Genomic DNA, 19,739 nt, shown 5'->3' with positions numbered 1-19,739 from the left:
ATATGAAGCACCTTTCGCTGACCGCACGCATGAGCCTGATGTTCATGTCCGCGGTAATTGCAGTCCTGACGGTAGCAGGGCTGAGTTTCAATATGCTCAGCCAGCACCACTTCAAGATGCTGGATCGGCAGGCCCTGGTGGAGAAACTCGAATCCGCCAAACATATCCTCAACAATGCTCGCGGTGAAGCGAGCCTTTCGGAAGAATTACCGCAGTTGCGAGCTTTGCTGGGAGCCCATCAGGATCTGGCCGCCACTATCCTGGCCAGTGACGGTTCTGTACTGTTTTCCGACCCCAGAGCAGTCGAAGTACCTGAGCGTTTCAGACGTGCAAATGAGCAGAGCATGTGGGAGTGGCAGAACGGCCAACACATGTACCGTGGCATGACGGAGCAAATCTCGGTAGCCGATCAGGCTGAGCCGCTCACTGCGTTGCTGATTCTTGACGTCACCGATCACACACACTTTTTCGACACGCTGCAACGATGGTTTTGGATTGGATTGGTCATCAGCGCCCTGTTCAGTGCCACACTCGGCTGGGTGGTTGCTCGCAGCGGCCTTAGGCCTCTGCGGCAAGTCACTCATGTGGCCTCCGGGATGTCCGCTCGCTCGTTACAGGAACGAATCCCTCTCGAACCAGTGCCGCGGGAACTTCAGCAACTGGTTCTATCCTTCAATGCGATGTTGGCTCGGCTAGAGGATGCCTTCGTTAGGCTCTCCAATTTTTCGGCCGACATTGCCCACGAGCTACGCACGCCCGTTAGCAACCTGATGACCCACACCGAGGTCGTGCTGAGCAAGAAACGCGATATCAATGCCTATGAAGAGAATCTCTACTCCAACCTGGAGGACTTGAAGCGCATGTCTCGGATGATTGATGACATGCTGTTCCTGGCCAAGGCTGATAATGGCCTGATCATCCCCGAGCAGGCCAGGATCGAACTGGCTGACGTAGTCTTCAAGCTGTTTGACTACTACCACCTTCTGGCCGAAGAACATGGCATTGAACTATCGCTCACAGGCACAGGCCAAGTGCTGGGAGATCGGCTGATGCTTGATCGTGCACTCTCCAACTTGCTGTCCAATGCACTGCGCTACACGCCGGCGGGACATACAATTTCGGTTTTGATCCGCGAGACAGCGGGCTCCACAACCTTCAGCATTGAGAACCCAGGGGACACAATCAGCTCAGAGCATCTAGAGAAGCTCTTCGACCGCTTTTACCGGGTAGACCCTGCTCGACGCGAAGGTAGCCCGAGCAATGCCGGGCTCGGGCTTGCCATCACCCGATCCATAATCGAGGCTCACAAAGGCCGCATTTGGTGTACTTCAGTGGCTGGCCTCACGGGCTTTCACATTGAACTTCCCCATCCCAGCTGATGTCGGTCTGCCGGTAAGTAGACTACAGCAGACAGCTAGCCCAACTTGACAGAGCGAGCTCAGGTGCAATTCGACCGAGCGCATATGGCTTTCGCCATCCAGGCAGGCAATGAGCGGTGAGCTGACACTAGAGCCCGCCATTCGCTCTCGGGTAGTAGTTTATGAAGCTTTGAAACGGCATCACCTACGCTTGCCTTGCCCAGCCAATCCAATGCTCGAATGGCATCCCCCGCTCCAGTAGCGCCAAGAGCCATCAGCCATCGAGGCGCATGCCGAATCGATACGGTGGTCTTGCCAACCTGAAGCACCCTAGAACGTCCGGTGGTTAGGAAGACATACCGAACAGGAACCTGTGTTGTCAGCCCCCATTTATTGGAGACGCTAGCCCCAGTGGCGACTATCAGCTCACTCTGCACATTTGCCAATGAGCGGATGATCATCTCCGGTGCCAGTTTGCGCGCGCCGAACCGAGTTTCGACTGCAGCAATATAAAAGCCCCGAGCAACACGAAACAGCTTTCCACCTTCGACCAGGCGAGAGAGCCCTCGCTGCACAGCATGGCGAGGTCCCTGATGCACGAATCTGCCAGGTGTCAGAACTTCGCCTTCTGGAAGCTGTTGAATAATGTCTAGGATTTTCTCGGGAAGAGCCTTCATTGGCCGGCCAAATGCAGTGAGTGGCCCCTACCGAGAACCGAGAGAGCCTGCGCCCATCTTATGCGGGACAGATCATCGAACAATAGACCTGGCGCTTGGCTCCGTCCTGTGAGTACTGGCAGTCCCTGTGCGAGTAGGTCTGGCCTGATGCCGTTTTGAAGTCGTAGCCCAAGACTCGTTCGTCTGGATCATAGACCCTTACCAGCTCGGTCAGCCTCTCCATTGTCCAATCATTGGACCCATTTATCCTTGCGGGCAGCACAACCTGGACTGCCTCGACTAGCGTCCCCTCGGCGCGCTTTTCTAGCATGTGCTCCAGCTCTTCTTCAGTCGGAATCAGAAGCATCGTCCGCCATGAGGTGGTCTTCCGGCGGCGATTGATCACCACGTAAAACCAAGGGCGATGCTCCTCGAGCTCGACGAATCGCCACATTTGGAAGTCATCTCCAAACAACGGCGGATACGCGATTTCAGCGCGCTTGTACGTGAGAAACATCAGTACACCCCTTTTTAAGCTATATATAGCATAGCCCAAGAGACGCTAAAAAGGCTTCATCGTTCCTTTTGCGAGACAGCAAATGGAACTCAATGAAGCGCTTGGTCTGGTGATCAAGAATCTGAGAAATTTGAAGGATCTCCCCCAGGAAGGGCTGGGCCCCAGCCAGAGCTATATCAGTGCAATCGAGCGCGGCAAGTGGAAGCCATCGATTGAAAAGGTTGAGCAGATTGCCGAGGTTGTCGGCATTCATCCTTTGACGCTGCTGGTTCTGGCGTACCAACGGCAGACGCCTGGACTGAAGCCAGATGAGCTGCTGAAAAAGATCCAGCGAGAAATCATGAGTCTTCAGAGCAGCCTGTCACCTGAGTAGGTATGTGCAGATGAAATCGATGCAGGTGGTAATCGAAGACTGGGATGGTGACGGAGCTATTCGCATTCCCGACGAGGTGCTCCAAGAGCTTGGGGTCGACGTCGGGGACAGCCTTTACCTCATTGAAGAGTATGTCGGTACCGCCCGCTGTCTTGTGCTCAGTAAATCGCCACAGATCCCTGATAGGGTTGATGAGCTGGTGAGCACCTGGGAAGCCTCCGCTCCAAAGCCCTCTTCAAAATAATCTGGTTTCGCAATCCCCCTGCAGCTATTCTGTGTGTGCAGCCCAAGAGCTTCCTCTCCCGGGCGCTGTACCGGTGATGAAACTTGGTTCGAGGCGGCCCCTGAGGCCGCCTTTATCATTTCTGCGGGATGAGAACCTAGTCTGTAATTGAGGAGCTGAAAACTGGCCCCATTGCGCCCAGTGGCAAGGTCTCCGACTGCTCTTCTATTCGCCCCGCCAGGAACACATCGTCCTGCGTAGGGAAGTGCCGCAAAAGGAACTTGGCATCTCGCCGTACCTTTTCAGGCAGGCTGCTATCTCGGGACAGTTCAACGAGAAAATCTCGCGTCTTTATCACAGCGCGAGAGCGCTCATTCGGCATTGTCATTTCCGTCTCCATGAATACCAGGACTCCTCTGGCAGCATACGCTTGGAGTCATGACAGGTGGCCGATGCTGACGCAACTGGGCGGCAAGCCAACGCCTAAGATCTCTTGACCGAGAGCAAAAGCAGCGAGTCAGTCAAACCGGTAGTCCGTACTCAATAGAGAGCAACACCTGGTGTACAGCTCGGCCACCGAACTCGGTGCTCAACAGGGAAACGGGCTGCACGTTTCCTAGCGCAATATTTGGCGACGTGAGCCAGCGAGTCGCTGCGGCTTGATCTGCCTCCAAGACGTTCCGAAGCATGTCGACAAGATTCGCGAGCCGACAGAAGGCCTCGCCCTCCGCAGGCGTCATGAGGGAAGCCGCTGGAGTGATGCCGATCCAGCCTGCCACGAGGCAAGAACCAATACCCAGCTCTTCCGCCAAACGCGTGGTTAGCTCAACCGGGAGTCCTGCCATGGTCGCCTGATGCAGGCTCTTATGGCTTTGGGGCAGCCCAAGTCGCTCGATAAGACTTTTCATCATGGCAACCTCTGGTTGTATGTTGGCACCAGCCCGACATCGGCGCTGGTTAATTAATGGACCGTCCAGCACTTTATGTGGAGGTTCATTCGTGCGCTGAGACCGCTCGCGGACCGCAGGTTTTTTTTGCGACACTGCCTCACAGCTCAATCTCTTCGGACAGTATGCTGGGCGGAGAATAAGGCGAATACCCACAACCCATGGAGAAGTAAGCGTGATGGACAACGCTCGTGATCGTGTTACACAGGAAATTGTAGAGGCCGAAGACCTCAAGCTGTTGGCGTCAGTTAACTCGGATGGGTACCTGTGCAGCGGGTGCAATACCCAAGTGTTCCCGCGCTCTTACCGGCCGGAGAATCTATATCGTGCCCACTTTTTTATTCTCGACCCTCACGGCCAGGGTTGTGGGGTCGAGGTAGAAAAGAAGGTCATTGCTCGCGGCAAGCGTGGAAGTGTCCAACACGAGTTGGAGACCTCCCCTGGTTTGTCCCCCGCCCGCTTACAACTGATTGATGCTCGAACGATCGTAGACCCCGCCTTGCCTCGCACGGAACAACGAACGCAGAGCGTTAGTCAGCAGGACGCAACGGGCAACACAGCTCGCAGAGAGGGACGGCGCGCAGCCAACAGTATTCGCCCGATCTGCCGTGCATTTTTGCGCTTCCCCTACGATAGGCATCTCTCGCTTGAAGTCCCCGGCGTCGCCCCGACGACCTATCAAACCGCCTTCAAAAAACTTCGTTCTAAAGGTTTTGAGCGGTTTGCCCAAGCGCGTGTGTTCTATGGCGAGTTGGCATGGTCACAGGCCATCGAGTCACCCGAGCACCTGACCATCTCGCTCAATGCGGGGGAATGGGTAGAAGGAGAGCTTTCGCCTTACCAAGTGCTCGTCCACTGGCGCGAGTGGTCAGCGGTAGCATGCGCGCGCCTCAGGAATGAGCTAGAAGTAGCCCGCAAGGAGGGCATGGACGCCAAGAAAGCCAAGCAAACATCGCGCAGCTATCTCTTCTTTGTTGGTGACCAAGACGATAAGAACCCTGCATTGTTCCATGTGCTAGACCATCGGCTTGTCTGTACCCTGCACGGTGACCTGATGTTCCCTCCGCGAAAGTAATCGCAGCAGGAAGATCGCTGGCGGTGTAGCTACGGCAACTTCTCTGGGCCAGCCAATATTGCACCTCGATGGGCTTGTACCATTGCTCTAACGCATGAAGACAGGCATGGTGCCACTAGTGCAGCTGGTCGACGGGCAAGGAAGGAGTGGTAAGTGGGAAAACCATATCATGCGGAGCTTGATGCTATTCATGCGACCTATGTGTGGGCAACGCAGCAAGTCGTGTTACCCCTCCATCGGTACTTGAGTAGATGGACCGGTGAATACGCCTGCTTCATTGGTTCCGGAGGCTCATATTCAGCAGCGTTCGCAGCAGCTGAGTTACGAGAGATCGCACATGGTTCTCCTACCCGTGCGCTGACCCCGATGGAACTGTCGGCCAAAGCCAGGTTCACTCCTACCTCAAAAGTCATGTTGCTTTCTGCAGAGGGCCGCAATCCAGATGTTCTGGCCGCAGCGACGTACGCAATGCAGTCGGACATGACGTGTGCGGCGCTCACTCTCACCAAAGACAATCCGCTGACCAGGCGCGCTGTTGAGAACCGGGCAACACGAATCTTTTCGCATGAGATGCCCTGGGGCAAAGATGGCTATTTAGCAACGAACAGTCTGATCGCAACAGTCTTGCTTTTGCACAGGGCGCTCTTCCCTGAGGATACCAGTCGTGAGTTTCTAGCGCAGCTGTTTAATGTAGACCGATTGCAGTGGTACCGGGATCAGTGGCGTAGCGATGTGACAGTCAAAGCGATGGGCGGACGTAACTTCATCGTTCTGCACGATCCAATGACTAAGTCTTTTGCTATCGATTTAGAATCTAAGCTCTCCGAGTCCGCAGTGGCCAAGGTCGAGATCGCAGACTATCGTCAATTCGCTCATGGCCGCCATTTACAGTTGGCGGATGGTGCTGACGGTACAGCCGTCATTGCCGCTTATAGTGCAGACTCTAAGGAACTGGCTGAAGCGACTCTAGCTCTTTTCCCCACGGACATATTGACGTTTAAGCTTGAGATTCCTGGTGTCGAACCGAATGAATTGGTTGTTTCTGGGCTAGTTATGGCCACTCTTCTAACCGAAGCCATCGCCCGAGCGGTAGACCGCGATCCAGGGCAACCCACGGTTCCTACTTTTGGCCGGGAAATTTACCGACTGGATAGCAGTCAATATTTCAAGGGATGGAGCCAAGCGGAGAACCGCTACTCGCTTGCGGCTCGCCGAAAGTTCGACCATCGAAGCGTTTCATCAGAAGAGATGGTTCAAGCTGAGGTAGCGGCAAAGATCTATGAAGGCAAGCTGGAAGGAGCCGTCTACAAAGCAATCATCAGTGATTTCGACGGCACATTATGTAATGCAGAGGATCGTTTTAGCGGCATGTGCCCGCGCATAGCAAAGCGGATCCTCCAACTGATCGATGATGGCCTCATCTTCTCAATCGCATCAGGTCGAGGTGGATCGCTTCGGGACGACCTTATTAAGGCTTTCCCTACGGAGTATCACAAAGCAATTTGGGTTGGTTATTACGGTGGTTCGCTACTTCAACCACTTGAAGTAAAAGTCGAGCACCCAACACCGAACACAGATTTTCTGAGCCTTTTGGGCTGGCTAAAAACAACTGCTTACTACCCTCGCTTGAAAAGCTTTGAGGATACTGTAAGAGGCGGACAACTGACCATAAAAGTATCCAGTCCAGAGGAGTCCAGAAAACTCCGCTTGGCACTGCGTACACGTCTCAATGCCGAAGGACTCGGAGACTGGAGAGTTTTTTGCTCTGGCCATTCGATCGACGTATTGGATAGCCGTACCAGTAAGAACAACGTGGTACGGGCGATTGCAGAACGGTTTGGTTTTGACCCACTTACCCAAGCCTTGCGTCTAGGAGACAGTGGCGATGAAGAAGGTAACGACTACGAGTTACTTAGCAAGGGCTGCAGCCTTAGCGCTGACCGTGTTTCTGCATCGTTGACCTCGTGCTGGAACCTCGCGTCTCCGGGCGCTAGTCAAGCAGGGGCCACTCAACAATATTTAGATTTCCTGCAGAAAACTGACAAAGGTTTTGAGCTTCGGTTTTCCAAGGAGGGTGTTGCTTGAAGAGTAAGATTGCCCTGAGGTTGTTAGCTGAACAGCTGGACTGGAGTGACGAGGAGGCAACGGAAGAGTTCTCCGCTCTTCAGTTGATGATCACCCATAAGTACGATGGCTACCAAGGGTTTCAGCCAGCCTCTCGATTCCATGTTGCCTTATTGAACTGGCTTAGTCAGTTCCGGCAGGTTGCCCAGCGTCGTGTTGCCTTCAGCATTATTAAAAAGCAACTGGTGTACATCACTCAGCGCGAGATGCATCACCTCGTAAGCTTGATGATGCCTGAACTGGACAGGCTCATGCGCAAGCAAGTTGCGAAGGAGCTGGGCGTCCAGTTTTACGAGACCTGGACGGATGCTGCCGCAGAACGTCGACTACTGCTTCTCCGTCGCCGAACTATCTTCGTAGGGTTGAGCGATGGTGCGCGCATCGATGTCTTCCGCCGTTATAACGAAGGAAAGATATCCAATGAGCAAGTCGTGCCCTTCAGTGAGATGTCGGACCTGAAATGGGAAAACCTTACAAAAGAGCTCACGGAGTGGTTGATAGAAAAAGAATATAAAGACGAGACACCACATTTTGAGGCCGTATGCTTGGTAGACGACTTTGCTGGCTCAGGTGATTCTCTGCTCCGCCTCGATGAGGAAAAAGGAGAGTGGAAGGGGAAAATAAGCAAATTTTACAATACTAACAAAGCAAAAGTAGGCCAGATCCTCGCCAAAAATTGCCACCTGTATACTCACCATTATTTAGCCTCGTCCCAAGCCGAAAAAACGATCAACGATCGACTTGCGCGCTTTAGCGAGAGCCATGAGGAATTCAGCTACAGCGCCACATATTCCTATGTGCTTCCAGAGTCCATTGTCGTTAATGACAACACGCCCCCTCCAGAGCTAATAGATCTCATCAAAGCTCATTACGACAAGGGTATTGAAGATAAGCATGTGGGGAACGACATCTGGTTTGGGTATAGAAATTGCGGGCTCCCTTTAGTCCTTGAACACAATACGCCAAACAATTCAATTGCCTTGCTATGGGCTGATTCGCCTAATAGCGGCTCTGAAGGCCAACACAAAATGAAGCCCCTTTTCGCTCGACGCAAACGGCACTCGACTAATGGATAATCCATTTAAAAAGCGCGCCACTGAGTATGTGGCCGAGCCAAACACCCTACTCCCTCTTGTCAGCCATGCTCCGCTGGTGGAGTTCTTCACACAAGACGGTACGGAGTTACTGGAAAAGCTCAGCATTGTCGTTGGGACTCCTGGGTGCGGGAAGACCACAATTGCCCGAATCATTGAGTTCGACTCTTTGGCCACGCTTGCGCGCGACCCAGTGGAGATCAATAAGGAATTAGCAATAGCACTTGCTCAGCTCAAAATTTTGCGAGATGGAGCACCGTCGCTGCTGGCCTATCGATTGCCGATGACCACTAACTTCCGAAGCATTTGGGATCTGCCCTATTCGGACTCTATTCGGGCAACGCTTCTGCGGGCCTATGTGCAGTCCAAGGCAGTGCTGGGGTGGTTTAGGCAACTCGAAAGCGTCGAGGAAATAGACCTCGAGCAAATTGTGATTGTGACGCGTAGCGACTCGGAATCTGCGCGAAAAGTCCTTAAGGCCGACTCGCCAAGAGAGTTTCGTGAACATGCGCGGCGAATAGAGCTCGCAGTCTTCAAGGTGATAACCGCGCTAGTAGCACCCAGCGAGCAAGATTTGGCTGAAATCATAAACGAGACATATGACGTTTTTGAATATATAGAGCTTTTCAGGATAAAAGGCTGGCTAACTGGAAAGTCGGATGAATATGTAGACTTACTGCCTATGGCAATAGTCGATGACGCGCATGAGCTTCACCCGCTTCAGTTTGCACAACTCCGCGATTGGCTTAAGCGGCGCAACATAAAAATTGGCCGCTGGGTAATGTGCCGTCCTGATGTTGTGTCGCCTGAAGACTACCGGGATGCTATGGCTAAAGACGTGATAGAGGAAGGCGAACACCGACCGGGCACAACTGGTGGGCGGGACTACATCCTCAAATTGATGCAGCCAAGCCATCGCAATAAGCGATTTATAGGTGTGGCCCGAGATATCAGTACTCGGTATCTGAGTGGAATAAATGACCTTTCGCGTCGCTCTGTTAAAACCCTATCCAGTGTCCTTGATCACAACAGCGTGACCTTGACTGCCTCCCAACTTGAGCAGCTTCGTAAATCTGTAGATAGCCTCCAGCGGGAGTCGAAGCTTTCTGAGTCTGTGATTAGTTCTTTGCGCGCGCGCGTTCCAGAAAAGACACCGCCCGACGAGGCGCTTGCTGCATTTCGAATTTTACTCAAGCGTGAATGGAATAGAACCCCCCAACTTGGCCTGCTGGATGATGAGCCAGCGGAAGAGCCGATTACAGGTGATCGCACTGTAAGCCCCTCTCTGCTCGAAGGTGCCCGCCTGCAATTATTTCATGAGTTTGGGCGGCCTTATTACTTTGGGATGGACAAGCTCGCAGACGCAAGCAACAACAACATTGAACAATTCATCCGCCTATCCGGCTCCCTTATCGACGAGCTTATTATGCGAGTCGTTAGAAATAAAAAGCCAGAACTGTCGGCGAAGCTGCAACATGATGCTTTGCGCAAGCTTTCAACGAAGATCATGGACGAATGGGATTTCCCATATCATGCCTTGGTCAAAGATCTCATACACGGAATGGCGTCTCGCTGTGTGGAGCGTACGCTACTGCCCAATGCCCCTCTTGACCATGGCGCCAATGCTATTGGTATTCCTCAGGAAGAAATGGACAAGGTGCTTGCTCGCTCTGAACGCCTTACTCGTGTTCTGCATTTCGCATTTGCCTATAAGGCCTTAGTCTTCGTCCCTCAATATAAATGTAAAGGGCGTGTTTGGTGCCTTTTGGAAATCGGAGCAATTCCAAGCATCGCCTATGGTTTGACTTTGCGCCGCGGTGGCTTCATTGAGGACACTCTCTCTGGCCTGCAGTCTCTGCTTAAGGAGTAAGCATTGTGAAGTTGATTACTCATAAGGACTCTGAGGAGTGTCTCGGCTTTTTCAATGGCTACTTCACCTTGGCCAAAAAAGCGCTTTTTGTGGGCACGCTCGGTTTCAACGACGCGTGCTTGTACTTCCCCAGGATGATCTGCGACCTGCAGTGTTTTGACTTTCTCTTCCTGATCGAAAAGCGCCCCGAAGTTTCGCCGATCCTTGAGCAGTCTGCGGATCAGATCCGAGAAGAGCTGGAGAAGATCCTGAGCCAGCACAGCCTTAGCTTTGAAGCCGTGACCATTATCGCCGAAGACACAGCCAGCATTGCCGGCAGAAACGCAGCGTCGACCTTCGCCAAATGGCTGGCAAACGATTACACCGATGTAATTGTGGACGCAACAACCATGTCCCGAGGCGTATGTTTTCCCTTGGTGAAACAGGCGTACGAGAGCAAGACAAATGCTCATGTAGTGATTGCTGATCGCGCCGTCTCCCCCCTCAAGACAACCGCAATGTACACGGACTCTCCGCAGTACATGCATGGTTTCCAGGCGGACATGGATACCGATGAGGTGATCCAAGCAATCAAGCTTTGGATTCCTCAACTTTCCGAAAAAAACCGGGATTCATTGGACCGCATTTTTCGTAAAGAACGGCCGCAGGAGGTCGCACCAATCCTGCCCTTTCCTGCCTTAGATCCTCGCCGCGGAGATGAGCTGATGCGGGAGTTCCATGACTTGATCCTTACAGATTGGGACGTGAACCTCCTAGACATTATTTATGCCCACGAGTCGGACCCGACGGACGTTTTTGCGACGATTGAGCGCATTCACAATGGGCGGGAGTCCGCCCTCAAGAGCTTTGGTGAAACGCCTCCACGCACCATTTTGTCGCCCAGCGGCAGCAAGATGGGGAGTCTCGGCATGCTGTTTGCCGCCATATCGCTAGATTTGCCAGTGGTATACTCTGAGACGATGGGTTACCGATGTGAACAGCAGACGGTTCCGCAGGTCTCAAAAGACAAGCCAGACCGTATGTGGCACGCTTGGTTACGCCGTCCGTAAGGGTTCTCCAGGATGGGGAGGAGAAAATATGTGGCAGCAGAATCGAATTGTCGGTACTGGGCTCTTTGCCCTGGACGTGATTTTAGGAGCGGACTCTCGCCGCTTGGGTTCTGCACTGGGTGGGTCGACAGGTAACGTTTTGTCCATCCTGGGATCCTTGGGTTGGGCCGCTACGCCTGTTGCAAGCTTTGGCCAGGACCCTGCCGGCGAACGACTCTGCAATGAGCTTCAAGCCATTGGGGCAGATCTACGATTCGTGGATATCTCCAGTTCCCAACGCACGAACGTGATCTACCAGCATCAGCTAGCGCCTCAAAGCAGTAGCTCTCCAACACACCGTTTCAGCTTCAGCTGCCCCTGCTGTGGGAAGAAGCATTACCCCATAGTCGAGTGTGACGACCGCATCGTCAACAAAGCTTTGCAGGGGCAATCAAAGACCGATGTCTTCTATCTCGATCGGCCTACCAAGGCAGGTTATGAGCTAGCAAAGTCCTATTACGAATCTGGAGCCTTGGTCGTATTCGAGCCTTCTACTGCCGGCGACGATGAAGATCTTTTCTCCGCAATTCTGCAGAACGTCCACATCATCAAATACGCGGATGAGCGCTTCCATTCGTTTTCTCGACCACTCCCCAGCTCCATTCTGGTTGAGATCCAGACTCTAGGCCCACGCGGGCTGCGCTTCCGTAGTCCGGTCTCCGGCAGCGAGTGGCGCCAGCTATCAGCCTTTCCCCTACCAGAGGTTGCAGACACTGCAGGAGCAGGTGACTGGTGCACCGCTGGACTGGTGTACTCCCTACAGCAAAACCGAGTGCACGACTGGAGTGACCTCAAGGAAAGCGAGCTGGAACACGCGCTGTCGTTTGGTCAGGCGCTTTCCTCAATGAACTGTCTAACCCGTGGCGCTCGAGGGTTGCTGAGGGTTCTTACACCCGACGAGATTCTTTCGTTCGCCCAGCAGCTGTGCACTGGCCGCGACAATCAGGCAAGCGAAACAGCGACAGCCTCGCAACTCGGGAAGCTTGCCCGGCAGAAGACACACGCCATCGCGGTCAGTAGCACGGACCCACTTGAAGTGTGCTGTCAGGCCCGCTGATCTAGTCGACTGACACAGCAGCTTTCCGCGGCTTTTTAACAGCCCTTACGGGCTTTGCTTCTGCCTTGCGAAGCTCGTCGCGAACCTCCATCAGCAGCACTCCGAGCATATTCTTGCCCTTGCCATTGACCTCGCCCCAAGTCCTGTTAACCTCGTTATCAACAGTGGCCGACTCGACGAGCCGGGCCTCACCGGTAGAAAGCAGGAGCGCTTTCAGATCCTCGTGTTGAGTGAACTTGGCCAAGAGAATAGCGCGCATGCGCTCAAATTTAACTTTCGACCAGCCCGGGCGAATGTCCCACCAGTAAAGACCGTGAGCAGCCATTGCCACTAGCGCTGGCGATGGAGCCGCAAGGATCCAATCCCGCACGGCTTCCTTGCGAGGCTTGCCCGCTTGGTAAGCGTGCTCGGAGGTGGGATACACGACATCCTCAAACAACACTTCGCGCTTATACAGGTTACTTAAGGCCCCATAAGGCTTTTCATTTGCACGGTAGAACCGAATTTCCTGCATTACTGCTCCTCACCTAATGACTATCGGCCTGAGGCCAAGCATATGGGTTGCCAAAGCGGCACGCTAGAACGCAAACGTTGTTTTTCAAGTCCGCACCGCTGGACCATCTAACTCCGGATTCTCGGCGCTGAGAATGAGCTGTGGCGTACTCAGCTGTCCCGGGAACACCCCGACGCTCTCGACATAGCGCAAGGCCGACTGGCCATCGCTCCAGCCGACGTATTGCATCAGCGCCTTGAGGTCCCAGCTATTACGCGTGGCCCAGGTGGCAAAGCCACGGCGCAACGAATGGCTGCTGTACAGCTCCCCTGGCAGCCCTGCCGCCTGTAGGACGGCGCGCAGGAGCGGAACGACACTGTTCGGGTGCAGGCCTTCTTCACCCAGATGGCCCCAGCGATCGATACTGCGGAACACCGGCCCCCTCGCGATACCTGCCACGCTTATCCAGTCGACGTAGGCCTGTACGGGACACAACTTGGCCAGCGCCGGCGCGCTGAAGGTTTGGCCATGGCTGTCCCGGTCGCCTTTGCTCCACGGCAGAAAGAGCTGCATCCCCTCCCCGCTCCGCACCTGGATGTGCTCGACCTGCAGGCGGCAGAGCTCATCGCTGCGAAACGCCCGCCAGAAACCAATCAGAATCAGCGCGCGGTCGCGGCAACAGCGCAGCAACCGCGGCCAGTCATCTTCCGCTCGTGCCCTCCCCTCGGCCTGCTCCAGCCACTGCACGCACTGCTCAAGTTGGAGGAGCTGCAACGGCTCGGCCTGCTTCTCCTGCCGTGGGTGCAGCGTCCGAATGCCCTTGAGGATCTGGCGGACCAGCGGGGTCTTGGTCGGATCGGGAAAACCTTGGCTGGTGTGCCACTGCGCCAACGCTGCCAGACGCAGCTTGAGGGTGTTGCTGGACAGCGTGGCGGCGTGATCGACCAGGTAACGCACGATGGCATCGCTGGTCGCCGGCAGAAAGCCGCCCCAGGTCACCTCGAAGTGCTCGAGCGCTTGCTGGTAGCTGCGCCGCGTGTTGGCGCGAGTGCCGGCCTGCAGGTACCGCTCGATGTCCTGGCTCATCTGGGCCTATCCCCCTGGTGTACCGGTGAGCGACTGGCAAACGACGAAAAAGCCGCTTCACCTTGGATAATTCGTGATTATCCAATTTTAATTCAGCTTCCTTCTAGTGCAAACTTTCGCTGAAACATAGAATGTAAATACAGGGTATGTAATACAGTACGTAATTGTAGGAGGCCAACATGGCGCGTGGCGGTATCAACAAGGCGGTGGTACAGAAGGCTCGCACCGCCCTCCTCGCCCGCGGCGAGCACCCGAGCATCGATGCGATACGGGTTGAACTGGGCAATACCGGTTCGAAGACCACCATTCACCGCTACCTGAAAGAGCTGGAACCCGCCGACCGCAGCCGCGGGGCGGTGCCGCTTTCGCTGAGCGAGCAATTAGCCAACCTGGTGAGCCAACTGGCCGACCAGTTGCAGGAGGAGGCGCAAGCCGCCGTCGCCGGCGAGCGGGAACAGTTGGGCCGCGAACGGATCGACTACCAGCAGCGGATTCAACAGGCCGAAAGCCGCATCCAACAGCTGGAAGGTCAGGCTGCCCTCGACGCCGAACGACTTCAGGCGACTCATCACGAGCTGCAGCAAGCACGCGAGCAGCGGCAGCAGACCGAGGTCGAGAACGCCCGCCTGCAGCAGGCCAATCGCGATCTGGAGGAGCGGCTACAGGATCGCGACGCACAGATCCATTCGCTAGAGGAAAAGCACCAACATGCACGCGACACCCTGGAGCACTACCGGCAGGCCAGCAAGGAACAGCGCGAACAGGAACAGCGTCGACACGAGTCGCAGGTGCAGCAGTTGCAACTGGAAACGCGTCAGCTGCAGCAGACGTTAATCGTCAAGCAGGACGAACTGACCCAGCTGAATCGCGACAACGCGCGCCTTCTCACCGAAGCAAGGCAGCTGCACAAGGATCAGCAGGCCCAGCAACGTCTGCTGGATCAGAAAGCTCTGGCCCTTGAAGCTCTGCAGAGCCAACTCAGCGCGATAGAAGCCATCAAGCTGGTCCTGGAGCAGCGCAATCAGGATCTACAGGGCGAACTGGACCGCTTGAGCAAGTCCAAGGCCAGGCAAGGCACCCGCCGACAGCCACGGAATGCCGAGCGCGCAACCGTGGCAGTAGATAAATCGGCTCCGCCAGCAAAAAGCAAAGCTGGCCGAGACGACTAGATCGACAAACCAATACTCGAGGACGTGGATCACTTGCCACGCCGCGCGGCGGTCAGCTGCGACTTTCAACCCAGGATCATTCAGGTTGGTTTCAGTTCGGACAGTTTAGGTAGCAGATAGGCCGGGTCACAGGCGAGCTGGCGTGCAATTCGATACAGCTTCTCTACGGTGATGCTTACTTCACCCCGCTCAATCCGCCCCATATAGCTGCGGTCGATGCTGCAGGCCAGCGCCAGGGCATCCTGAGAAATCCGGCAGGCCTTTCTCTGCGCTCGGATGCGTTCGCCCAACGCTTTCGCCAACTTATCCATGACCGTCTCAATTCCGCTGAGACGGCAATATCATGCGTTTACGGACGCACAGGCCACGGACTATAATCCGTATTTTTCGCGCTATCCTCTCTGGTGCCGCAATGAAATCAGCCTCGTTCACCTTCGACAGGCGGCTGTATGAGCTGCTTCAGGAGGAAGGCCGCACACGATTCACGATTCGTGAACTGCGCGATGCCTACGCCAAGCGCCTCGAAGGCATGACCTATCGCATCGGCGATGTGCGCCGCTATGTGTATGAACAGATACGCCGAATGTTACGCATAGGTTGGCTCGTGCATGACGAAGAGCGCCGCGTACGGGGACAGGTCTACCACCTCCTATCCATCCCGACACATCTGCAGCTAGAGTTGATTGACAACGGGTTCGAGAACAGCCGTAAGACTGCTGGTGAGCCAGACCGGGCACCATCAACTTCCGATAATGCAGCAGTGTCGCCTGAACCCTCACCCGGTATGGATCAGCATCTGGAGACGCTTCTCAAAGAGGTCCGATTGGACTTCCTGGCATCGATGGGCGAGGCGGAGCGATATAAGCTGCTTCTTGAGGATATGCCGCATCTCCGCGACAAGGTCGAAAGCGAGTATCTGGAGGCCAGAGACCGAAGCTCACGCCTGCTGGGCCATCTCCGCGCCATCGAAAAGACGCTCAAGACACTTGCCTCCGCACGATGACCACACAACTGCGAAACTGGCAGCGCCGCTGCATCGACAAAGCGCTTGAACGATTTGAATCCACACCCCACTTCTTCTGCCAAGCGACGCCAGGCGCCGGCAAGACGCGCATGGCGGCTGAACTGGCCAGCAGGCTACTTGGTCAGGGCAAAATCGATCTGGTGCTCTGCTTCGCGCCATCTTGCCAGGTGGTCGAGGGCTTTCGCGCATCCTTTGCTGCCGTTCTCGGTAGACGCTTTGACGGCCAACTCGGCGCAGCAGGCGCAGCGTTCACCTATCAGGCCATGGAGTACCGAGATGAGGCGTTCTGGCAACTCCTCACTGACTATCGAGTGTTTGCGGTGTTTGACGAGATTCACCACTGCGCCGGCCACGATCTATCACTAAGCAACTCTTGGGGCCAGCAAATTCTTCAGCGAATACAAGACAGGGCCACTTTCACCTTGGCGCTATCTGGTACGCCTTGGCGTTCAGACGACCGGCCCATTGCTCTGGCTCGCTATTCGAGCCCCGAAGGGCATCTGATCTGCGACTACCGCTACGGACTGAAAGAAGCCATCACTGATCAGGTATGCCGCGCTCCCCGCATTGTCCTGCTCGACAATCAAAAGGTGAAACTTACCGAAGAGCTGGACACAGAGTGCACTGTCAGGATGTTTCCGAGCATCGCCAAACTATTGGGCGAATCCCCTGTCACCTACGAAGAGCTGCTGCGCCATGACGAAGTGATCGATCAGTTGCTCAGTCGTGGGTGCAGCAAGCTGGATGAGCTTCGCCTGATCAAGCTTGATGCAGCAGGTTTGGTGGTTGCCACCGATATCGAACACGCCCAGCAAATTGCCCGGGCCCTGGAAGCCCGGGGTGACGATTGCCGCATCGTGACCAACATAACTCCCGCCGCACAACAAGTGATCAATGAGTTCAGACACAGCAACTGCCGCTGGATTATCGCTGTGGGAATGATCAGTGAAGGTACGGACATCCCACGCCTTCAGGTATGTTGCTACCTGAGCCGCATCCGCACCGAGCTGCATTACCGACAAGTACTAGGGCGAGTGCTTCGACGCACAGGCGAGCCCGATGATCAAGCGTGGCTATTCATGTTGGCGGAGCCGGCATTGAAGTGCATGGCGGAAAGAATTGCAGATGATCTGCCGGATGACCTGGCGGTGCTTAACGAGGTCCAGATGCCAACCTATACCTCAAGCTCCATTTCCGGCTTGATTGGGTCTGCCGACAATGTCGACAGAGTGGATGGCAGTACTGAAAATAGCAACGCACAGGTATTTGGAGCCGTCGCTACGTCCCGCATCTCTCTGGAAGACTCTGCCCCCGAACCAAGCTACCAGGTCAGCTTTTCCAAGCACTATCGTCAGCAGTTGCTGGCTTGCTTTTGATTTCTTATGTAGATATCAGAGCTCAGACGTCGGCTTTTGTGGTTGGCTGAATCAGGAGGCAACGCATTGACCCTTCCCCACGAGAGAACCCGCAGCGTCATCAAGACCGAAGAGTTCCTACGAGAACTCTCTCGCAACACTGAGCTGCCCCAGGACATCCGCAGCTATGCAAAAAGCCTGCTCAGGCATTACCCGTCAGCTAACCAAATTTTCTCGTTAGGGCGCCTCGAAGAGTGCCTGGTGATTGATGCGCAAGATGATGAATATCGACGAAGGGTAATTGCTTTCCATCAGCCGCTCTTCAGTTCGTCATTAAACTACACGCTATAGCCATAGGGTAAGTAATGATCCGCGCTGATAGAGTCCTTTCGGTAACTGCCCGCGTTGCTCAACGAGTCAAGCTGACTCCCAAAGGACAGCCATTCAGTATCCGGCGATTCGCGGAATTTGGAACGAGAAGAGCCGTATCTAAAGCAATAAATCGACTGGTCAACCGAGGTGAACTTGAGCGGGTGTATCGAGGAATCTACATGCGACCGAAACCCGGTCAATACACAGCATGGGTTCGCCCAAACGTATGGCAAGTGACAAATTTGATTGCCAGCCAGAACCACCAGGTTCTGCAGCTTCATGGCGCAGATGCGGTCAGATTGTTTGGACTGAGCACCCAAATGCCGCTTATTCCGATCTATTACACAAGCGGCCCCAGTCGATCAATTTTTATAGGGAAAGCTGAAATCCGTTTGGTTCATGCTCCGCCAATGGTCATGCAGCACTGCGGAACCGAGGTAGGCACCGCCATCAGCGCATTATTTTACCTCGGTAAAGACAACTCTACCCCGGAGTGTATTGTCACAATTAAAAAGGCGCTTAGACCTGAAGACCTAGCGAAACTAATGACATCCAAAATGCCAAAATGGATGCGCGTTGCGTTGGAGGCATAACCTGCCCCAATGAAAAAACGCCCTAGTACAGCGCCCCTTGATGCCCAATGCGATCGGTATCGACCGATCATTGATGGATTTTGAGTTGACAAGTAAGGATAGGAATTACTTGCTTCAGCTTGTCAATTTTCCGCAGTACCAAAATACCTTTTCATAGGCAGAAACAAGATTCACGATTTGTCATATTTATGCACGAACAGAGTTGCGTAGACTAACAACCGCTAGTCAAGAACTGTTCCGAACAAATGCAGGCCGAGCACACCCTCACGAGCATATCTGACCTCTTGGAGTTGAAGGTGGCGATCCAATAACGGAAAGTCCTTCCTGGGAAAACCACCCAAATAACGATGCAGTGCTCTATACCCGGCCCCATCGACATAAGGAAAGGCTGCAGCCCGATGTAAGTCCCTAGATATTAGTAGACCAATCTTTGCATCCTCACACGCTTCAATGAACATCAAAAATCTTGAATAAGGAATAATATCTAGCAATGAAGCAGCAAATATCATGCTTCCAAATCTACTTGGCGGGTCCGCGATGGAAGCCCCCTTGAATATGCTTTGCTCAAAGGAGGTCGGATCAGAAAACCGCATACCTCTCTCTGTCTGAAAATGGATTCTCGCAGATCCACCTCGACCACCATGAAAAGGAGCTTGAAGAAAAATACAGAATAACTTATTGAATAAATCAACCACGATATATCTCCGACTAGCTCTGCTACCAGTAAGAAAGTGCTCAATCTTCATAAGAGTGGTAGAGCGGAAACGTGAAAACCATGGGTCTTCCGCCACATTACTTCTTGAGACCGAATTACATTCTTGGACAAAAGCATCCCACGCTTTCGAGTAACGAGACGCATCAGATAGCGCGACCAATTCCTTTTTATGCATACTGCAAATACATGAATGGGAATAGCACCAACTTTTTCGCCATATAGGTAAATGACCATTGGCTACGTCATTTCGCAAACAGTCCGGACAAAAGAAACGGCGATAACTCCATTCAACTGCAGTTCCATTACGTAAACCGAAATAAACACTCAACCATTCTGGATTAATGTCCTCACGCCCTTCCCCCAGGCGTTGAGACGCTGAAAAAAAATCAACATCTGGATCAGCGGACCTGAACTCTAGCCCTTCCCACCAATGCAACGGACGTTCGGCCAATTCCAGGCGCGTAAATTTTATTATATGCCGATTAAGGCTGCACCGAAAAAGCCATGACGATAGCGTCTCGTCAAAATTCGGCGTTAGTAGCGCACTTAA

Annotated in this window: 22 protein-coding genes; 14 read left to right on the top strand and 8 right to left on the bottom strand. The window is 54.0% G+C overall.

Annotated elements, in window-relative coordinates:
• The first annotated feature begins 2 nt into the window (after nt 1–2).
• On the top strand, nt 3–1,379 hold the full coding sequence (locus tag ACIGFL_RS22770; RefSeq protein WP_397498660.1) for a heavy metal sensor histidine kinase: 1,377 nt from the start codon (nt 3–5) through the stop codon (nt 1,377–1,379).
• A gap of 59 nt (nt 1,380–1,438) precedes the next feature.
• Here the strand turns inward: ACIGFL_RS22770 and ACIGFL_RS22765 are convergent, their stop codons facing one another.
• Both ACIGFL_RS22765 and ACIGFL_RS22760 read right to left on the bottom strand, forming a co-directional pair.
• The gene (locus tag ACIGFL_RS22765) at nt 1,439–2,035 is read right to left on the bottom strand and encodes a DUF6088 family protein (RefSeq protein ID WP_080558749.1); all 597 of its coding nucleotides are present in this window, start codon (nt 2,033–2,035) and stop codon (nt 1,439–1,441) included.
• Between the two features lie 58 nt (nt 2,036–2,093).
• The gene (locus tag ACIGFL_RS22760) at nt 2,094–2,531 is read right to left on the bottom strand and encodes a hypothetical protein (protein ID WP_174237170.1); all 438 of its coding nucleotides are present in this window, start codon (nt 2,529–2,531) and stop codon (nt 2,094–2,096) included.
• 82 nt (nt 2,532–2,613) lie between these two features.
• Between ACIGFL_RS22760 and ACIGFL_RS22755 the strand changes: the two genes are divergently transcribed.
• Complete coding sequence (locus ACIGFL_RS22755; protein WP_013715607.1) at nt 2,614–2,904, top strand: helix-turn-helix domain-containing protein; 291 nt, start codon at nt 2,614–2,616, stop codon at nt 2,902–2,904.
• Between the two features lie 10 nt (nt 2,905–2,914).
• Nucleotides 2,915–3,148 (top strand): AbrB/MazE/SpoVT family DNA-binding domain-containing protein, encoded by a 234-nt coding sequence (locus ACIGFL_RS22750; RefSeq protein ID WP_041769753.1) that lies wholly within the window; start codon nt 2,915–2,917, stop codon nt 3,146–3,148.
• Nucleotides 3,149–3,284: 136 nt separating this feature from the next.
• On the opposite strand, the gene ACIGFL_RS22745 is transcribed toward ACIGFL_RS22750, so the two are convergent.
• Both ACIGFL_RS22745 and ACIGFL_RS22740 read right to left on the bottom strand, forming a co-directional pair.
• The gene (locus ACIGFL_RS22745) at nt 3,285–3,509 is read right to left on the bottom strand and encodes a BPSL0761 family protein (protein WP_273253145.1); all 225 of its coding nucleotides are present in this window, start codon (nt 3,507–3,509) and stop codon (nt 3,285–3,287) included.
• A gap of 139 nt (nt 3,510–3,648) precedes the next feature.
• The gene (locus ACIGFL_RS22740; protein ID WP_041769752.1) at nt 3,649–4,035 is read right to left on the bottom strand and encodes an antitoxin Xre/MbcA/ParS toxin-binding domain-containing protein; all 387 of its coding nucleotides are present in this window, start codon (nt 4,033–4,035) and stop codon (nt 3,649–3,651) included.
• Nucleotides 4,036–4,249: 214 nt separating this feature from the next.
• On the opposite strand from ACIGFL_RS22740, the gene ACIGFL_RS22735 reads away from it, so the two are divergent.
• From ACIGFL_RS22735 to ACIGFL_RS22710, 6 genes are all read left to right on the top strand, one after another.
• Entirely contained in the window at nt 4,250–5,149 is a 900-nt protein-coding gene (locus ACIGFL_RS22735) for a hypothetical protein (RefSeq protein ID WP_236214158.1), read from the top strand.
• Nucleotides 5,150–5,302: 153 nt separating this feature from the next.
• Nucleotides 5,303–7,234, top strand: a complete 1,932-nt coding sequence (locus ACIGFL_RS22730) for an HAD family hydrolase (RefSeq protein ID WP_013715606.1) — start codon at nt 5,303–5,305, stop codon at nt 7,232–7,234.
• On the top strand, nt 7,231–8,349 hold the full coding sequence (locus ACIGFL_RS22725; RefSeq protein ID WP_041769453.1) for a hypothetical protein: 1,119 nt from the start codon (nt 7,231–7,233) through the stop codon (nt 8,347–8,349). The genes ACIGFL_RS22730 and ACIGFL_RS22725 overlap by 4 nt, the downstream gene beginning before the upstream one ends.
• A complete protein-coding gene (locus ACIGFL_RS22720) occupies nt 8,342–10,237 on the top strand; it encodes a hypothetical protein (protein ID WP_013715605.1) in 1,896 nt (631 codons plus the stop codon). The genes ACIGFL_RS22725 and ACIGFL_RS22720 overlap by 8 nt, the downstream gene beginning before the upstream one ends.
• 5 nt (nt 10,238–10,242) lie before the next feature.
• Nucleotides 10,243–11,286: a hypothetical protein gene (locus ACIGFL_RS22715; protein WP_041769452.1), complete on the top strand. Its 1,044-nt coding sequence runs from the start codon at nt 10,243–10,245 to the stop codon at nt 11,284–11,286.
• Nucleotides 11,287–11,314: 28 nt separating this feature from the next.
• Nucleotides 11,315–12,382 carry a PfkB family carbohydrate kinase gene (locus ACIGFL_RS22710; RefSeq protein ID WP_013715604.1) on the top strand — a complete coding sequence of 356 codons (1,068 nt, stop codon included), beginning with the start codon at nt 11,315–11,317 and terminating at the stop codon, nt 12,380–12,382.
• A 1-nt stretch (nt 12,383) separates the two neighbouring features.
• Here the strand turns inward: ACIGFL_RS22710 and ACIGFL_RS22705 are convergent, their stop codons facing one another.
• Together ACIGFL_RS22705 and ACIGFL_RS22700 are read right to left on the bottom strand one after the other, a co-directional pair.
• Nucleotides 12,384–12,896: an NADAR family protein gene (locus ACIGFL_RS22705; protein ID WP_041769451.1), complete on the bottom strand. Its 513-nt coding sequence runs from the start codon at nt 12,894–12,896 to the stop codon at nt 12,384–12,386.
• An 84-nt stretch (nt 12,897–12,980) separates the two neighbouring features.
• A complete protein-coding gene (locus ACIGFL_RS22700; protein WP_013715603.1) occupies nt 12,981–13,961 on the bottom strand; it encodes a site-specific integrase in 981 nt (326 codons plus the stop codon).
• A 179-nt stretch (nt 13,962–14,140) separates the two neighbouring features.
• On the opposite strand from ACIGFL_RS22700, the gene ACIGFL_RS22695 reads away from it, so the two are divergent.
• Nucleotides 14,141–15,130 carry a DNA-binding protein gene (locus ACIGFL_RS22695; protein WP_048329180.1) on the top strand — a complete coding sequence of 330 codons (990 nt, stop codon included), beginning with the start codon at nt 14,141–14,143 and terminating at the stop codon, nt 15,128–15,130.
• A gap of 80 nt (nt 15,131–15,210) precedes the next feature.
• Here ACIGFL_RS22695 and ACIGFL_RS22690 read toward each other — a convergent pair whose 3' ends face one another.
• Nucleotides 15,211–15,441, bottom strand: a complete 231-nt coding sequence (locus tag ACIGFL_RS22690; RefSeq protein WP_048329181.1) for a helix-turn-helix domain-containing protein — start codon at nt 15,439–15,441, stop codon at nt 15,211–15,213.
• A gap of 101 nt (nt 15,442–15,542) precedes the next feature.
• Between ACIGFL_RS22690 and ACIGFL_RS22685 the strand changes: the two genes are divergently transcribed.
• The 4 genes from ACIGFL_RS22685 (at nt 15,543) to ACIGFL_RS22670 (ending at nt 18,474) form a co-directional block, all read left to right on the top strand.
• Nucleotides 15,543–16,133, top strand: a complete 591-nt coding sequence (locus tag ACIGFL_RS22685) for a hypothetical protein (RefSeq protein ID WP_048329182.1) — start codon at nt 15,543–15,545, stop codon at nt 16,131–16,133.
• Nucleotides 16,130–17,530, top strand: coding sequence for a DEAD/DEAH box helicase (locus ACIGFL_RS22680; protein ID WP_395764786.1), 1,401 nt, complete (start codon nt 16,130–16,132; stop codon nt 17,528–17,530). Before ACIGFL_RS22685 ends, ACIGFL_RS22680 begins: the two co-directional genes overlap by 4 nt.
• Before the next feature lie 66 nt (nt 17,531–17,596).
• A complete protein-coding gene (locus ACIGFL_RS22675; protein WP_048329185.1) occupies nt 17,597–17,860 on the top strand; it encodes a BPSL0761 family protein in 264 nt (87 codons plus the stop codon).
• A gap of 14 nt (nt 17,861–17,874) precedes the next feature.
• Entirely contained in the window at nt 17,875–18,474 is a 600-nt protein-coding gene (locus ACIGFL_RS22670; RefSeq protein ID WP_397498659.1) for a DUF6088 family protein, read from the top strand.
• 221 nt (nt 18,475–18,695) lie between these two features.
• On the opposite strand, the gene ACIGFL_RS22665 is transcribed toward ACIGFL_RS22670, so the two are convergent.
• Complete coding sequence (locus tag ACIGFL_RS22665; RefSeq protein ID WP_138412860.1) at nt 18,696–19,640, bottom strand: hypothetical protein; 945 nt, start codon at nt 19,638–19,640, stop codon at nt 18,696–18,698.
• Between the last annotated feature and the right edge of the window lie 99 nt (nt 19,641–19,739).

This window comes from Pseudomonas sp. NPDC077649, from assembly GCF_044542855.1.
Taxonomy (GTDB): Bacteria; Pseudomonadota; Gammaproteobacteria; order Pseudomonadales; family Pseudomonadaceae; genus Aquipseudomonas.
This window is presented reverse-complemented; position numbering and strand designations above follow the sequence as displayed.

Bases quoted from the DNA above. Each gene is read 5' to 3' on its own strand.
- ACIGFL_RS22770 (WP_397498660.1), top strand. From the start codon at position 3: ATGAAGCACCTTTCGCTGACCGCACGCATGAGCCTGATGTTCATGTCC.
- ACIGFL_RS22765 (WP_080558749.1), bottom strand. From the start codon at position 2,035: ATGAAGGCTCTTCCCGAGAAAATCCTAGACATTATTCAACAGCTTCCA.
- ACIGFL_RS22760 (WP_174237170.1), bottom strand. From the start codon at position 2,531: ATGTTTCTCACGTACAAGCGCGCTGAAATCGCGTATCCGCCGTTGTTT.
- ACIGFL_RS22755 (WP_013715607.1), top strand. From the start codon at position 2,614: ATGGAACTCAATGAAGCGCTTGGTCTGGTGATCAAGAATCTGAGAAAT.
- ACIGFL_RS22750 (WP_041769753.1), top strand. From the start codon at position 2,915: ATGAAATCGATGCAGGTGGTAATCGAAGACTGGGATGGTGACGGAGCT.
- ACIGFL_RS22745 (WP_273253145.1), bottom strand. From the start codon at position 3,509: ATGCCGAATGAGCGCTCTCGCGCTGTGATAAAGACGCGAGATTTTCTC.
- ACIGFL_RS22740 (WP_041769752.1), bottom strand. From the start codon at position 4,035: ATGAAAAGTCTTATCGAGCGACTTGGGCTGCCCCAAAGCCATAAGAGC.
- ACIGFL_RS22720 (WP_013715605.1), top strand. From the start codon at position 8,342: ATGGATAATCCATTTAAAAAGCGCGCCACTGAGTATGTGGCCGAGCCA.
- ACIGFL_RS22710 (WP_013715604.1), top strand. From the start codon at position 11,315: ATGTGGCAGCAGAATCGAATTGTCGGTACTGGGCTCTTTGCCCTGGAC.
- ACIGFL_RS22705 (WP_041769451.1), bottom strand. From the start codon at position 12,896: ATGCAGGAAATTCGGTTCTACCGTGCAAATGAAAAGCCTTATGGGGCC.
- ACIGFL_RS22700 (WP_013715603.1), bottom strand. From the start codon at position 13,961: ATGAGCCAGGACATCGAGCGGTACCTGCAGGCCGGCACTCGCGCCAAC.
- ACIGFL_RS22695 (WP_048329180.1), top strand. From the start codon at position 14,141: ATGGCGCGTGGCGGTATCAACAAGGCGGTGGTACAGAAGGCTCGCACC.
- ACIGFL_RS22690 (WP_048329181.1), bottom strand. From the start codon at position 15,441: ATGGATAAGTTGGCGAAAGCGTTGGGCGAACGCATCCGAGCGCAGAGA.
- ACIGFL_RS22685 (WP_048329182.1), top strand. From the start codon at position 15,543: ATGAAATCAGCCTCGTTCACCTTCGACAGGCGGCTGTATGAGCTGCTT.
- ACIGFL_RS22680 (WP_395764786.1), top strand. From the start codon at position 16,130: ATGACCACACAACTGCGAAACTGGCAGCGCCGCTGCATCGACAAAGCG.
- ACIGFL_RS22670 (WP_397498659.1), top strand. From the start codon at position 17,875: ATGATCCGCGCTGATAGAGTCCTTTCGGTAACTGCCCGCGTTGCTCAA.